This is a genomic window from Robertmurraya beringensis (genome assembly GCF_042433785.1).
Classification (GTDB): Bacteria; Bacillota; Bacilli; order Bacillales; family Cytobacillaceae; genus Robertmurraya_A; species Robertmurraya_A beringensis.
On the sequence record NZ_JBHLUU010000007.1, the window covers coordinates 17,147 to 30,386 of the forward strand.

Genomic DNA, 13,240 nt, shown 5'->3' on the forward strand with positions numbered 1-13,240 from the left:
TTCTATATTTTGTAGGAAAAGGAAAAGCTTTTCAACCTTTCAGGAAGGAAGTTGGCGAAATTCATTTGACTTTTATAGGGGAACATGGAAAGATAATTTTACAAGCTTGTAGAAAAAGGGGAGAACGAACGATGAACTTGTCTGAGAAATCAGTAGAAAATGTGGAATATATGATTGAAAAGATAAAGGAAAAGCTAAAGGTATTAAACTTAGGTGCCATCAAACCATCACATTTTGATGAAAATATGTATGAAGAGCTAAAAGAAATTTATGACCTCGTGATGAAGAGAGATTCGTTTAGCCCAAGTGAAACGCAGGCATTAGCGGAGGAATTAGGGAATCTAAGAAAACAATAATCGCCGATATTTTTAACGGCTGGATGGCTCAGTTTACTATACTGAGCCATTTTTTATATCTATTTTTGGTTGATTGATGAGGGAAACAGCAGGTTTGATCATTAAGCGGAGAAATTTCTCTTAATTAGAAAATAGCACTAAAAAACGCAGGAATAGACGGAAAGATTCCGCCTATTGGCTCAAAAAACGTCAAAATGGGTGATTTTACTTTGCTTAATCGGAAAATCTCCGCTTATATCCCCTGAACAGAGCTCTACTCTGCCGTTTAACGGAAAAATCTCTGCTTATTTTTTTGTAAGATACATTGTATACCGAATTGAGGGGGGACAACAGCCATTGTACCCCCGGCTCTTTTTTACTGTTCCAACACTTCCGTGATTAATAATGTGTGATTTTCCCCTAACGAAACTTCTTCATTCGAATCTAAGTATCGCACGAACGGTCTTTGAAGATTACCTCTCACTTTCGTGACAATCGCTTGGCGCCCATTATTGAGAATGACCTTCGTTCCTGGAATAAAGTGTGGTACCTCTTGGACAAACAGCTTTACCAAGTCTGTGCTAAAAAGCGTTCCACTCTTTGTCATCACATACTCCATTACCTCATGAGGAGGAATTCCCTTTTTAGATAATGCATTTTCGTAAAAATTTGCAATGCTGCAGATTTGAGCAAATTCATGTATTTCTTTTTCACGTAACCCTCTAGGTACGCCACTACCATCAAAGGCCTCGTGGTGCTGATAAGCAACATGAGCAGAGAGCAAACTCACTTCTCTCGTCTTTCGTAAATATTCAAACCCTACTCTTGGATGATCATCCTTCAGAGGAGTTAGAACTTTTCCTATGTCATGAACCAAGGCTCCGACAGCTAAATCACGAATTTGCATTTGGGAAATGTGATATTTTTTCGCAATTTGTAATGCAAGAAGTGTGACATTAACCGAATGGGCGTATTCTCGTAGCTCTTCCGCTAATGATGAGGCAGGTATTAAAAGAATAGCCTTTCTTTTGTTTACTTCCTCCACCAGCTTTATCGCGAGCTGTTGAATGGGTCTAATCGGAAGTTCTTCCTTTTTCTCTACCGCTTTATAAACCGCTTGGAGTACATCTACTGCATCCACCCATGTGGGTACATCGAGCATCTCCTCCAACGAAATTCCGAATGACTCTGCGTCCTCTATAAATAAATATCGAATATCAAGATCGATTAACTTTTTCAGGTAGGATGGATGGATTGAGCGGCCGGCTGCAAGAAGCACCCTTTTTTGCCGATCAAATACCGGTTTCGCCAACTGCATGGTACGTGGCTCATATTCATCAATTCGAATTAATCTCATGCTTACTCCTTCTACAATCATTATTACCCTTAGTATACAAATTGTTCGATAGCATTACTATTGTCCTTTACTCCTAAGTTTCATTTCATCTATAGGATTGATAGAGGAATAGTTTGGATGGACCCTTCAAATAATATGATTGAGTGATTTTATCATCGAAAGGAGGAATGTCCGAATGGTACGTAAACTTCTTATGATTTTACTTGCTGGTTTTCTAGTTACGTCTGTTGTTGCTTGTGACGACGCACCAGGAGAAGATGAGATTGGCGATGGCGAAGTACAAGATGAGGAATAAAAGTTTTTAAAACAATAAGGGAACAGCACTAGTTATGTGTTGTTCCCTATTTTTGATCATATGCCCTTATACGCCCATCTTACGGCGTTGATTGCTCACCTTTTTGGTTTGCTGGCTTTTCATTTTCTTTGTGGTCGCAGGACCGTTGGCGCTAGCTTTTCCTCCTGCTTGCTGATTTTTCTTTTTTTCTAGTTGTTGCTTAATCGCTTCTTGTAAGCTAATTTTCTTTTTTTCTGTTTCATGATTTTCTGTCATGGGACTTCCTCCATCTAAATTCATATAGTTTTGTGTTGATAGTGATTGATTATTCTCCTTGGTCGGTTAAAATGATCGGACCATTCTTCGTGATGGCGATTGTGTGCTCAAATTGAGCCGAGTTTTCCCCATCAATGGTACGAGCGGTCCAACCATTGGAATCCATTTTGGTTTCGTAACTTCCGACATTCACCATCGGTTCGATCGTAAATACCATTCCTTCTTTTATGCGTGGACCTTTTCCTGGTAGTCCAAAGTGCGGAACATCCGGCTTTTCATGAATGGAGGTGCCAATTCCATGGCCAATAAAGTTTCTTACGACCGAGAATCCCTCTCCTTCCACATAGGTTTGGATGGCATGTCCGATATCTCCGATTCGATTTCCTATAACGGCTGCTTCAATTCCTTTGTACAAGCTCGTTTTTGTTACCTCTACCAAACGTTTTGTTTCTTCGGAAGCTTCTCCCACCATATACGTCCACGCAGAGTCTGCTAAGGCACCATTCACATTAACAACCATATCTATCGTGACAATGTCCCCTGTATTTAGTGGTTCTTTTCTTGGAAAGCCGTGGCAAATCTCATCATTAATGCTTGCACATGTTGCATACTCGTAACCTCTGTAACCCTTTTGCTGAGCAATAGCACCATGCCGGGCTAAATATGTATCAACAAACTGGTCAATTTCCCAAGTGGTTATTCCTGGTTTGATTATTTTTTTAATTTCTTTATGACAAGCAGCCAGAAGCTCCCCTGCTTTTTTCATTGCCTCAATCTCACGAGGTGATTTTAAAACAATCATTTATCTCACCTTCCCCCAAATCCCAATAATGTATAGTCTTTATTGTACTCTCTATTGGTCTATATTAGCAAAGCATTCCTATGTCTAATTTTGTTAGATATCCTCAAACAATAGTCAATCAAACGTTTGATTGAATTCCCTTCCCCCCTTTAATACCAACAAACACAAAAAAAGAATTTGTCGAACAAAAAAAACAGGTTTCACCCCCCCCATTCCCGGGTATAAAAGGGTGTCAGACACCCTTCGTGGACAAAATGGACCATTCTGTCTTTTTGTGGTGTCTGTCACCGTTCGTGGACAGATGGGGCGGTTTTGTACGTCTGGGGTGGACAGTGGAAATTTTTTATTTATGCCCACAATTAACACTTTCATTGCGAACTGTATTGTGTATAATGCTACATAGAAGTATTAAAAGTGGTTAATCCGTTTTTAATTACCAGAACCGTAATTACCTTCCATTTGTGACTAACTAAAGAAATTTTAAGAACGGAATCTACTATTTTCGTTCTGAATATGGAACTACCCAATTTTTTTTGCTATTATGAATTCATACAGAGAGATAGGTGAGTGATCTAGATGATTGGAGATCGTGTTAAAAAACTTCGTCTTGAGAAGAAAATGTCCATGTCTGAGCTAGCAGAACAAGCTGGTGTCGCGAAATCATACTTAAGTTCATTAGAAAGAAATTTACAAACGAATCCGTCTATCCAATTTCTTGAGAAAATTTCAGCTGTCCTTCATGTACCAGTTGATCATCTTATACATGAGCACCCAAATAAAGACGAACTAGATTCTGACTGGATGAAGCTTGTGAAAGAGGCTATGAACTCCGGGGTTTCGAAGGATCAATTTAAAGAATTTCTTGAGTTTAATAAATGGAGAAGTAACCAATCAAATAATAGCTAATGCAAAAAAGACAAAATCCAGGTGATTTTGTCTTTTTTTGGCTCTTTTTTTATACTTTGTAGCATAATTTTAATAAAAATAGCTATTTCCACGTTAAAATCGGCTTTTAGATTTTAACAACAATCTTTATGAAAACTGCCTATTACAAAACAAAAAGCATTCCTATCCGGTCCATCCTTAACAGAAATACTTTCATTATATGTATGAAACAACACTGAGTTTCTTTTTATCTTTTGATTTCAGTCTCATCTAAAAATCTTCTAATCTCTTCTTTCTCCAGGCCCAACTTTTTTGCTTCAATGATTAACATCATCCACTCATAGTCTAGCTCTTCTAATGTCACTTCACTCGTTTCCAACATTCCTCAATCTCCCCCTAAAATACAATCGTATTCCAGGCAGTCCAGCCGTCTTAGCAAAAAACTTCCAACTACCTTAGACCTGCGACTTTGCGTCCCCCCTTTTCAGAAGGTTTGCCTTTTTCTGCGTTTTATTCTCCTAATGTGATTCACTTATCAATCATTTTACTACTCGATTTTAGTAAATTGTGTAAAAATTTGTCATACACTTAAAAACTATCCCAACTTTTTAGCAACAGTATTCGACAAAGACCTCCATAAAGAACAATTGAACACCAAAGGGTACATACATTTTTTTACATTTATAAAAATTTGCACAAAAATCATAAGTCTTCCTGTCGCCCACTGTCGAAATCATTTTTAAAATTTTCTGACTTTTGTTAATTAAGTCTTTATTCCTAGTTTTTGTTTCTCATAGGCTTTCAATTTTCTTTGGATTGGTATGATATTTACATGTACCCTTTCAAGTGTAATTGCGTCAAAAAATGGTAACTTTGTTAGGTTATGACCACATATAGGACAGATCCACTCCCCTGCTTCCGAACTGCTGTAAGAAGGACGATAGCATTTGTCACAGTTTTTCCGGTACATTCCTGCCACCTACTATTCTAATAGTTTTCGTTTGTTATCATATTATTTTTTGTTCTATATAAAGAATTACTTACTTTTATTTTAGACGCAAGTACAGTTAAAACTAAACACCCTAAAGTGACCATTTTTTCGTTATAATGAACGATTTTCTTTCATTTTCATCTCCATTCTCCTTATATCTTACTTTTACAATTTTTTTTAAGAACAACTCGTTCGTAACAATGTACAGATCGACCTATTGTAAAACTATTTCTATTTTTATGCATAAAAAAAGGAATCAGTCCTTATTAGACTGACTCCTTCATGATAATTTTTAAGATAAAGTGTTAAGTTGAACAGCTATTTTTGATCCAACATCAGCATTATTTTTCACCAATGCTATATTAGCTTCCAAGCTTCTTCCTTCTGTAAGTTCTTTCACCTTTGCTAAAAGGAATGGAGTAACATTTTTACCTGCAATCTCATTTTCCTTTGCTTCTTTTAATGCCGATTCAATTACACCGTTGATAAATTCCTCTTCAAGAGCATCTGTTTCTGGGATTGGGTTCGCAATAACCACTCCACCCTTCAATCCTAGCTCCCACTTTGTATGAATCATGCTTGCTGCTTCTTTTTCATCTTCCACTTGAACGTTCACTTGGAAAGGACTTGTTCTTGTATAAAAAGACGGAAGAACTTCTGTACCAAATCCAACGACGGGCACCCCATGCGTTTCTAAGTATTCAAGTGTTAAACCAATATCAAGAATCGATTTTGCTCCTGCACACACAACAGCCACATTGGTTTGAGCAAGCTCTTGAAGATCAGCTGACACATCCATTGTTACTTCAGCTTCACGGTGAACTCCACCAATTCCACCGGTTACAAATACTTCGATCCCAGCAAGTTCTGCACAGATCATCGTGGCCGCTACCGTTGTAGCTCCATTTTTCTTTGTCGCCACTAGGTATGGTAAATCTCTACGGCTCGCCTTTTCAATATCATTTCGAGTAGCAAGCAGTTCTAACTCTTCGTCTGATAAACCGATTTTTATTTTTCCGTCTAAAATAGCGATCGTTGCTGGTACGGCACCATTTTTACGAATAATGTCTTCTACTTCCTTTGCCGTTTGTACATTTTGTGGGTACGGCATTCCGTGAGAAATGATCGTTGATTCTAATGCCACGACTGGTACATTATTTTTTTTCGCTTCTAACACTTCTTGTGAGTATTCTAAGTATTTTTCCATGTTTGATTGCTCCTTAGTGAAAATTATGTTGAAAAGCTTCTTGTAGCTGCTGATGATTCAATGACGGGTTCACCGTTTCTTCCGTTGCTAATGTTAGCATGGAACAAGCCATTCCAATTTTGCACGCATCTTCGGTTTTTAAGTCACGTAAATAGGCATAGACGATTCCTGCAACCAATGCATCTCCAGCCCCCGTTACATCAACCACATCAACCTTTGGCGGCAACAAGACACCCGCTTCATTCGCTTTTGTAAAGTAAATAAGTCCTTTATCCCCGCGTGAAATAACCACTCGTTCAACGCCCTTTTTCATAATCACTTCTGCCGCTTTAAAAAAGTCACCTTCGTCTTTGATTGGTTTCCCTGATAAAGCCTCAGCTTCATCCTTATTCGCGATCAGCCAAGCCACGCCATCAAGATTTTGTGGCAGCTTTTTAATTTTTGGAGCTGAAACTGGGGTAATGACAAGTGGAATCGCTTCTTCCCTACAGCGATCAATCACTTTAGCAAGTACGTCAGAAGGGAAGTTTGTATCAATCATGACAAGCTCTGTTGATGCAAGAAAGCCCCAGCGCTTTTCAACAAAATCTAGATCGACAGAATCATATATGCTCATATCTGCTAAAGCAACCGCCATTTCGCCATCTACATCCAAAACAGCCGTATACGTCCCCGTTGCTTCATTAGGAAGAATTTTTGAAGGCTCTATATCTACGTAAGACCTGGTGTAGTCCAGTAGCCATTTGCCTTCATGATCGTCGCCTACAACGGTCATAAGAGAAACATCGAATCCTAGTCTTCCCAAGTTTTCAGCAATGTTCCTTGCCACCCCGCCACAAGAATTACTAGTACTAGCAGGATTGGATGTTCCTAACTGAAGCTTATCAATCGCTTGCATTTTCCTATCCACATTAGCTCCGCCAATACAGATCACCTGTTTTTTATTAGGCAATACATATGCCCGACCTAATAGTTTTCCTTGCTTTGTAAGAGAAGAAATATAACCAGCAACAGCCGAACGAGATAAGCCCGTCCTTTCCGCCAACTCATTTTGAGATATAAATGGATCTCTTTTAATCAGTCCAAGTATCGTTGCTTCCTTATCACTCATAATTCACCTCATGACATTATAGACTTTTGTCTTTATTATAAACTTTTGTTTATCCGTTTTCTACCCATATTATTCTCTTTAACTGGAAAAATATTTCACACTCTTTGAAATCACCTTTATATAGATTGTTGTCAATTGCTAAATTTGTATAATTTATGAAATTTATTTGCCATTTTTGTGAAAAAAAACTATAATTAAAATAGATTCAACCATGTGTGAAGGAGGTATTTCCATGACCGTTGTTCACATCTTGAATTTCACCATTCCAATTGCATGCATACTTTTTGCTGGAATTTTAATGGATCGAATGTGTAAACCGGAAGTACCAAAACCTGATAATAACAACGATTAGTTTTAATGTTTCTTGTAAGCGCTTCCTAATGAATAATCCCTTGTATCTCTTTTTGGCCACTCTTTGGAGTGGTCCTTTTTATTTAAGGCTCAGCCTTATTTTAAAAACAAAAAAGACTGAAGCCATCACAGGCTCAGTCCGCCGTTCTTGGTAAGATTAAAATTTCTACACGACGATTTTTCGCTCTTCCAGCGGCATCTTCATTTGAAGCAATAGGTTGAAATTCCCCGTATCCCTTCGCACTAAACCAACTTGGATCAAGCTTGTCGTTTTCGAGTAAGATTTTCATAAAATTAATAGCACGCATGACACTTAGCTCCCAGTTTGATGCGAACCGTGCATTTTTAATCGGAACATTATCTGTATGTCCACTGATAATCACACTTCGCGCTGGATCCATAACGAGTAAATCTGAGATTTCTCTAACAATGGTTAAATCCTGCGTTCTAACTGAATCACTGCCCGATTCGAATAAAACATTGTCACGAATCGTTACGTGTAATCCGTCATCTTCGAGTGTAGTCTCCAGTTTGTCCTCTAGCCCTTTGCTCGTAATATACTCGTTTACCTTCGCTTGAATGGCTTGGAGCTCAACCTGTTCTGCTTGTTCTGCTAGCTGTTGTTTTTGCTCTTCGGTCATCCCTTGAGATTGTGCTTGAGACTGTTCGGTACTTTCAGAGTCATTTTGCTGCTCGTCTGGTGCCGTTGCTCCTTCTTCAGGAATCGGGCTTGGAAACTCAAATATCCCCGTTCCACTCGTAAATTGAGCATTAAACACTTCTGCCATTGCTTGAAACTTTTTTGCATCCAATGAACTCATGGAGAATAATACGATAAACAACGCAAGTAGGAGAGTTAAAAGGTCAGCGTAAGGAATTAACCAAGATTCGTCAACATGCTCCTCATGATGATGCTTCTTACGGCGCTTACTCATTTGCCGCTTCTCCTGTCGCAGCTAAGAACTTTTTCTTTTCACTACCAGGTAGGTAAGAAGCTAGTTTGGTTTCAATGACTCGAGGCGCTTCCCCTTCTAGTATGGATAGAATTCCCTCAACCATCATTTGTTTAACTTTCACTTCTTGCTTTGACTTACGCTTCAATTTGTTTGCAAATGGATGCCAAAGTACATAACCGGTAAAAATACCTAGTAAAGTGGCAATAAATGCAGCACTTATCGCGTGTCCTAGTCCCTCGATATCATTCATGTACCCAAGGGCTGCAATCAAACCTACTACTGCACCAAGTACTCCAAGGGTTGGAGCGTACGTACCTGCTTGTGTAAAAATTAGTGCACCAGATTGATGTCTTTCTTCCATTGCTTCAATTTCTTCTGATAACACATCGCGAATATAGTCGGCACTTTGTCCATCGACAGCAAGCGATAATCCATTTTTCAAGAAATCATCGTCGATTTCATTTGTCTGCGACTCTAGAGCTAATAGCCCCTCTTTACGAGCTAGCTGTGCCCAATCAGAAAACATTTTTATTAGTTCAGCTGTGTCTGGTAACTTGTCTTCTTTAAAAAGCTTTCCGAACAGCTTTGGTACTCTTTTGATTTCACTTGTTGGGAATGCGATTGTTACAGCACCAGCCGTTCCTAACAAAATAATTAAAATTGCCGCTGGATTCACAAGCTGCACGGGGCTAACGCCTTTAAAGAACATCCCCACTAGTACAGCCACGACCCCTATGACAACACCTATTACCGACGTTTTATCCATACTTCATTCTCCTGTCTTTTCCTAAGTACTTGTATGATAGAAGTCCTCTTTCTATCAACCTACTACTTTTTATTTCGGCTAATTATGTCTTTTTTTAAGGGAATATGTAAAAAATTATGTTTGAAGATGTGACAAAAAAATGCCTAAGGAGTTTCCTTAGGCATTAAAATAATAACTTCTTATTTATTTTTTGCTCATAATTTTTAAAAATACAAGAGTTTGTGTTCACGCGGCGTTTGGATAACATACTGTTAAAACGCAGCAGCTTTTCATTTAATTTTTTCTAAAGATCTCGTCTTTGATCATCGTCATCACAGGCTTTCAACAGAGATTCTATAGACATCATTTCCTGCTTAATTGAGTGTTCTTCTGTGGAATAGCCCGCATTTTTCAGCACGGTATAGGCCATACGAAGTTCTTCAGGAATGGCCGATAAATCTTCAAGCTTTAACGGTTCCCCATAGCCAGGTAAATGATCGAAGTCTCCATTTTCAATCGCCTTACGAATACGTTCCTCTAAAATACTTTGAGAAAAATCCATGAACATCCCTCCTTCCCCTATTATACCTTGTATTATGGTAAGCGAGGGGCTTGCTATCTAGCTTTGATCAGGCATCCAATTTGCTGGGACACCTTTACCGGTATCCTTTGCATGCTGTAGTGCCTGCATAAGCCTAACATGTTCATAAAGGTTTCGTCCGACTTCCCTCGGATAGACGAGCTTAGCTACAATGATCTGTTCCGGATTTATAAAAATAGAGGCTCTAAAAGCCGCTCCTGCTTTCTCATCCAATACTCGATACGATTTGGAGATCGCATGTGTTCTATCACTCAACATAGGGTAGTAGACATTTTGTAAAAAGGGAGTCGTTTCTCGAAAGACTTTATGTGAATAGATGCTATCTGTGCTGATAGCCAAAATCTCCACATTCATTGCCTGAAAATAAGGATAAATAGCAGCGACCGCCGCTAGTTCTGTCTCTCAGACGGGTGTAAAGTCACTTGGATAGAAAAATAAGAGAAGCCATTTTCCCTTATATTGCTCAAGTTCAAAGGTTTTGATTTCTCCATTTACAAATCCACTTGTCGAGAACGTTGGAGCTTGATCGTCTCGAGTTGCATAAAATGGTGGTTGTTCATTTTGAGATTGATTCGTCACTTGGATCCCCCTCCCTTTTAAAAAATTTTACAACCCAGTACTTTCTATAAATATGCATGAACCTTCTGAACTGTCCTGTTTCTTTTCTACATAGAAGGGAATTTTTCCGGAAAAGCTAATTTGGAGGAAAGGAGTGTGGAAAAATGGCCCGTGGAAAAGATTTTGAGCATAAGAAGAAGGGACACCCTGGGAAGTTTCCAGAGGGAACTCTTGTTGAAAAACATACAAAGGACGCAATCGGCGATGAGGAGTTTCTTGTTGTACGTGAAGCGTTTAAAAACCGAGTGGAAACTCGAGACATCGAATAGACCTTGCATAAGCAAGGTCTTTCTTATTCCCTTTTTCTTTCGTTTTCCTGTATACTAAACCCGAGCAAATGGAAATTCGGAGGATAAATAATGAAATCACTCGTACTTGCTGAAAAGCCAAGCGTTGCTAGAGAAATTGCGCGCGTTCTTGGCTGTACGCAAACACATAAAAGCTATATTGAAGGGCCGAAGTATATTGTCACTTGGGCGCTTGGACATTTAATTGAGTTAAAAATGCCTGAGCATTATGATACGAAATACAAGCAATGGAATTTAGAAGACCTACCCATTATCCCTGATAAGATGGGGCTTAAGGTCATGAAGCAAACCTCTCACCAGTATAAAGCGATCGAATCTCTTGCCAAACGTAAAGACGTGAAGGAATGCATTATCGCTACCGACGCAGGACGTGAAGGGGAGCTTGTTGCGCGCTGGATTTTAGAAAAAATCCGCTGGAATAAACCACTTAAACGTTTGTGGATTTCATCCCATACGGATCGTTCGATTAAAGAGGGATTTGCTAAACTTCGTCCTGGGAACGAGTATGAAAATTTATATGCATCAGCGGTTTGTCGAGCGGAAGCCGACTGGTTAATTGGACTTAATGTGACTCGCGCTTTAACCACTAAATATAAGGACCCTCTCTCTGCAGGTCGAGTTCAAACGCCAACACTTGCGTTAGTGATGGAGCGAGAAAAGGCGATTCAGACATTTAAACCGCAGGAATACTGGACGATCTCTGCCCAAATTGGACCTTTGAAGGCCGATTGGGAAGAAAATGGGGAAAAGCGAATTTTCTCCAAGGACAAAGCAGATCAGATTTTAGAAAAAGGCAAAGGACAAAAAGCGATCGTTCAGTCGATCAATCGTACCGCCAAGTCTGAGCAACAGCCCCTTCCTTATGATTTAACAGAGCTTCAACGTGATGCGAACAAGCGCTTTGGCTTTTCAGCGAAAAAGACATCAAGCGTTTTGCAAAAATTATATGAGCAGCACAAGCTAGTAACTTACCCTCGATCGGTATCTACAAGAAAGGAGGTGTGCATAAATTATTAATCTTAAAACCAAATTAATTTAACAATCCATTTTCTGTTTATAAAGTGTGCATAATATTTTTATGTACATAAATATAACGAAACGCGGAAATATACGTTATTCATATTCTCTTTCGTTTGATACCATGTATCTACCGAAAACAAATATTCCTCAAAATCTTTACATTGTTTACTACTCACAATGAAATACACCACCAACACGAACCTGTTCTCTTTATTCCGTTAAGACTAGTCCTGAGTAAGATGTAATAAATAGACGGTTAATATCGAATATCGTTTATTTTCTTGAAAGTCAAGAAATGGATAAAGCTCATATCTTGAACCTAAACGAGATAGCTGTAACAGGCGATTGCGATGCAAATGACTAATTTTTACCGTCTCTAATTCTATTCCCCTTATGTATTCGAGTCGTTCTAATATTTTTAGAAATGTTTCGGGTGAAGGATACCCGGTGGTTCCTTTAACCAACCTAATATCGTTTTATTGGACTTTTCTTTTTCCTCACGTTCCTGATTTTATTACATTTTCAATCGGATGGGTGCCTCTTTTAAGGGTAGAGTTCCGAAAATGCAAACATGTATTATTAAGATGGATTTAGTGATAGTGAGAATAATAATGAAAAAGGGGCATTTTAGGACATGCTTGGTGGAGTTAAAGAAGTTATACAATTATATCGGCAAACACATGAGGCAAATACAGAACTACAAACGTTATGGATAGAACATGTACTGTTCACGTGTTAATGGTGGGTTGGGGTAGGATTGACCATTATTCCTTGGATTTTATGGGGGATATCTAGAAAAAAAAGAGTTCATGGGTTTCTTTAACCGCTTGATTTTATTATGGTTTATTTCTAATTTTTTAGATTCACTGGGAGTTCAACTCGGTTTTTGGTACTACCAATATGCAGTTGTACCATTTATTCCTGCTTCAATGCCTTGGAACACTTCACTTTTACCTGTATTTGTTATGTTTTTACTTCAATATAAAAATATATCTAGCCCTTTTATAAAGGCAATTATTTTTTGCTACCATTAGTGCTGTTTTGTTGGTGAACCTTTCGCGGTTTGGATAAAATTATATAATCCTGTAAATTGGAATTATCATTATTCTTTTCCTATCTACATTATTTTATATTTAATATCTCATTACTATTCGAGAATATCACTTCAAAAAAATATTGAGTAACCTAAAAATGAAGGATTGAGAGTGAATTCTATTATAATCAGTTAATTAAGAAGGAAAGGAGTCGCTTAAAGGGAAGAAGTTTTTGATTTTAAATCATTAGCTTTGCATTTATTTAAATTAAATTTGTCAAGACATTTTTACGGAAAGGTATCTGTAATTTTATTGAAAATATGGTAAATACAAGTCTTCTTGGGTATAAAAAAACCCCTTATAATTAGG

At 38.3% G+C, this 13,240-nt stretch carries 13 protein-coding genes, 3 pseudogenes and 1 riboswitch; of the genes and pseudogenes, 5 read left to right on the plus strand and 11 right to left on the minus strand.

Annotated features, from left to right (window positions below; translation table 11 throughout):
* Nucleotides 1-131 precede the first annotated feature (131 nt).
* Entirely contained in the window at nucleotides 132-356 is a 225-nt protein-coding gene (locus tag ACFFHF_RS01050; protein ID WP_119706724.1) for a DUF1128 domain-containing protein, read from the plus strand.
* Nucleotides 357-711: 355 nt separating this feature from the next.
* Here ACFFHF_RS01050 and ACFFHF_RS01055 read toward each other — a convergent pair whose 3' ends face one another.
* The 3 genes from ACFFHF_RS01055 to map form a co-directional block, all read right to left on the minus strand.
* The gene (locus ACFFHF_RS01055; protein ID WP_160549093.1) at nucleotides 712-1,692 is read right to left on the minus strand and encodes an HD domain-containing protein; all 981 of its coding nucleotides are present in this window, start codon (nucleotides 1,690-1,692) and stop codon (nucleotides 712-714) included.
* A gap of 361 nt (nucleotides 1,693-2,053) precedes the next feature.
* Nucleotides 2,054-2,242, minus strand: coding sequence for a hypothetical protein (locus tag ACFFHF_RS01060; RefSeq protein WP_119706722.1), 189 nt, complete (start codon nucleotides 2,240-2,242; stop codon nucleotides 2,054-2,056).
* A gap of 49 nt (nucleotides 2,243-2,291) precedes the next feature.
* Nucleotides 2,292-3,044: a type I methionyl aminopeptidase gene (gene map, locus ACFFHF_RS01065; RefSeq protein WP_160549092.1), complete on the minus strand. Its 753-nt coding sequence runs from the start codon at nucleotides 3,042-3,044 to the stop codon at nucleotides 2,292-2,294.
* 576 nt (nucleotides 3,045-3,620) lie between these two features.
* Here map and ACFFHF_RS01070 point away from each other — a divergent pair.
* Nucleotides 3,621-3,950, plus strand: coding sequence for a helix-turn-helix domain-containing protein (locus ACFFHF_RS01070; RefSeq protein ID WP_160549091.1), 330 nt, complete (start codon nucleotides 3,621-3,623; stop codon nucleotides 3,948-3,950).
* A gap of 226 nt (nucleotides 3,951-4,176) precedes the next feature.
* Here the strand turns inward: ACFFHF_RS01070 and sinI are convergent, their stop codons facing one another.
* The 7 genes and pseudogenes from sinI to ACFFHF_RS01105 all read right to left on the minus strand — a co-directional run bounded on the left by sinI (nucleotide 4,177) and on the right by ACFFHF_RS01105 (nucleotide 10,470).
* On the minus strand, nucleotides 4,177-4,311 hold the full coding sequence (sinI, locus tag ACFFHF_RS01075; RefSeq protein WP_340902431.1) for a DNA-binding anti-repressor SinI: 135 nt from the start codon (nucleotides 4,309-4,311) through the stop codon (nucleotides 4,177-4,179).
* Between the two features lie 32 nt (nucleotides 4,312-4,343).
* A riboswitch (cyclic di-GMP riboswitch) is annotated at nucleotides 4,344-4,437 on the minus strand.
* 775 nt (nucleotides 4,438-5,212) lie between these two features.
* The gene (locus tag ACFFHF_RS01080) at nucleotides 5,213-6,127 is read right to left on the minus strand and encodes a pseudouridine-5'-phosphate glycosidase (RefSeq protein WP_340902428.1); all 915 of its coding nucleotides are present in this window, start codon (nucleotides 6,125-6,127) and stop codon (nucleotides 5,213-5,215) included.
* Between the two features lie 13 nt (nucleotides 6,128-6,140).
* Nucleotides 6,141-7,238, minus strand: a complete 1,098-nt coding sequence (locus ACFFHF_RS01085; RefSeq protein ID WP_160549088.1) for a PfkB family carbohydrate kinase — start codon at nucleotides 7,236-7,238, stop codon at nucleotides 6,141-6,143.
* A gap of 485 nt (nucleotides 7,239-7,723) precedes the next feature.
* Nucleotides 7,724-8,524, minus strand: coding sequence for a flagellar motor protein MotB (motB, locus tag ACFFHF_RS01090; protein WP_160549087.1), 801 nt, complete (start codon nucleotides 8,522-8,524; stop codon nucleotides 7,724-7,726).
* Nucleotides 8,517-9,311 (minus strand): flagellar motor stator protein MotA, encoded by a 795-nt coding sequence (gene motA / locus ACFFHF_RS01095; RefSeq protein WP_160549086.1) that lies wholly within the window; start codon nucleotides 9,309-9,311, stop codon nucleotides 8,517-8,519. Before motA ends, motB begins: the two co-directional genes overlap by 8 nt.
* Nucleotides 9,312-9,474: 163 nt before the next feature.
* Nucleotides 9,475-9,852 (minus strand): annotated as a pseudogene (locus ACFFHF_RS01100) (DnaJ family domain-containing protein).
* Nucleotides 9,853-9,909: 57 nt separating this feature from the next.
* Nucleotides 9,910-10,470 carry a peroxiredoxin gene (locus ACFFHF_RS01105; protein WP_377057444.1) on the minus strand — a complete coding sequence of 187 codons (561 nt, stop codon included), beginning with the start codon at nucleotides 10,468-10,470 and terminating at the stop codon, nucleotides 9,910-9,912.
* A 143-nt stretch (nucleotides 10,471-10,613) separates the two neighbouring features.
* On the opposite strand from ACFFHF_RS01105, the gene ACFFHF_RS01110 reads away from it, so the two are divergent.
* A complete protein-coding gene (locus tag ACFFHF_RS01110; protein WP_340902420.1) occupies nucleotides 10,614-10,778 on the plus strand; it encodes a hypothetical protein in 165 nt (54 codons plus the stop codon).
* A gap of 90 nt (nucleotides 10,779-10,868) precedes the next feature.
* Nucleotides 10,869-11,804 (plus strand): annotated as a pseudogene (locus ACFFHF_RS01115) (DNA topoisomerase); the annotation flags it as partial.
* Between the two features lie 260 nt (nucleotides 11,805-12,064).
* Here ACFFHF_RS01115 and ACFFHF_RS01120 read toward each other — a convergent pair.
* A pseudogene (locus tag ACFFHF_RS01120) lies at nucleotides 12,065-12,324 on the minus strand (hypothetical protein); the annotation flags it as partial.
* A gap of 322 nt (nucleotides 12,325-12,646) precedes the next feature.
* Here ACFFHF_RS01120 and ACFFHF_RS01125 point away from each other — a divergent pair.
* The gene (locus tag ACFFHF_RS01125; protein ID WP_377057445.1) at nucleotides 12,647-12,871 is read left to right on the plus strand and encodes a CBO0543 family protein; all 225 of its coding nucleotides are present in this window, start codon (nucleotides 12,647-12,649) and stop codon (nucleotides 12,869-12,871) included.
* Nucleotides 12,872-13,240: the final 369 nt, after the last annotated feature.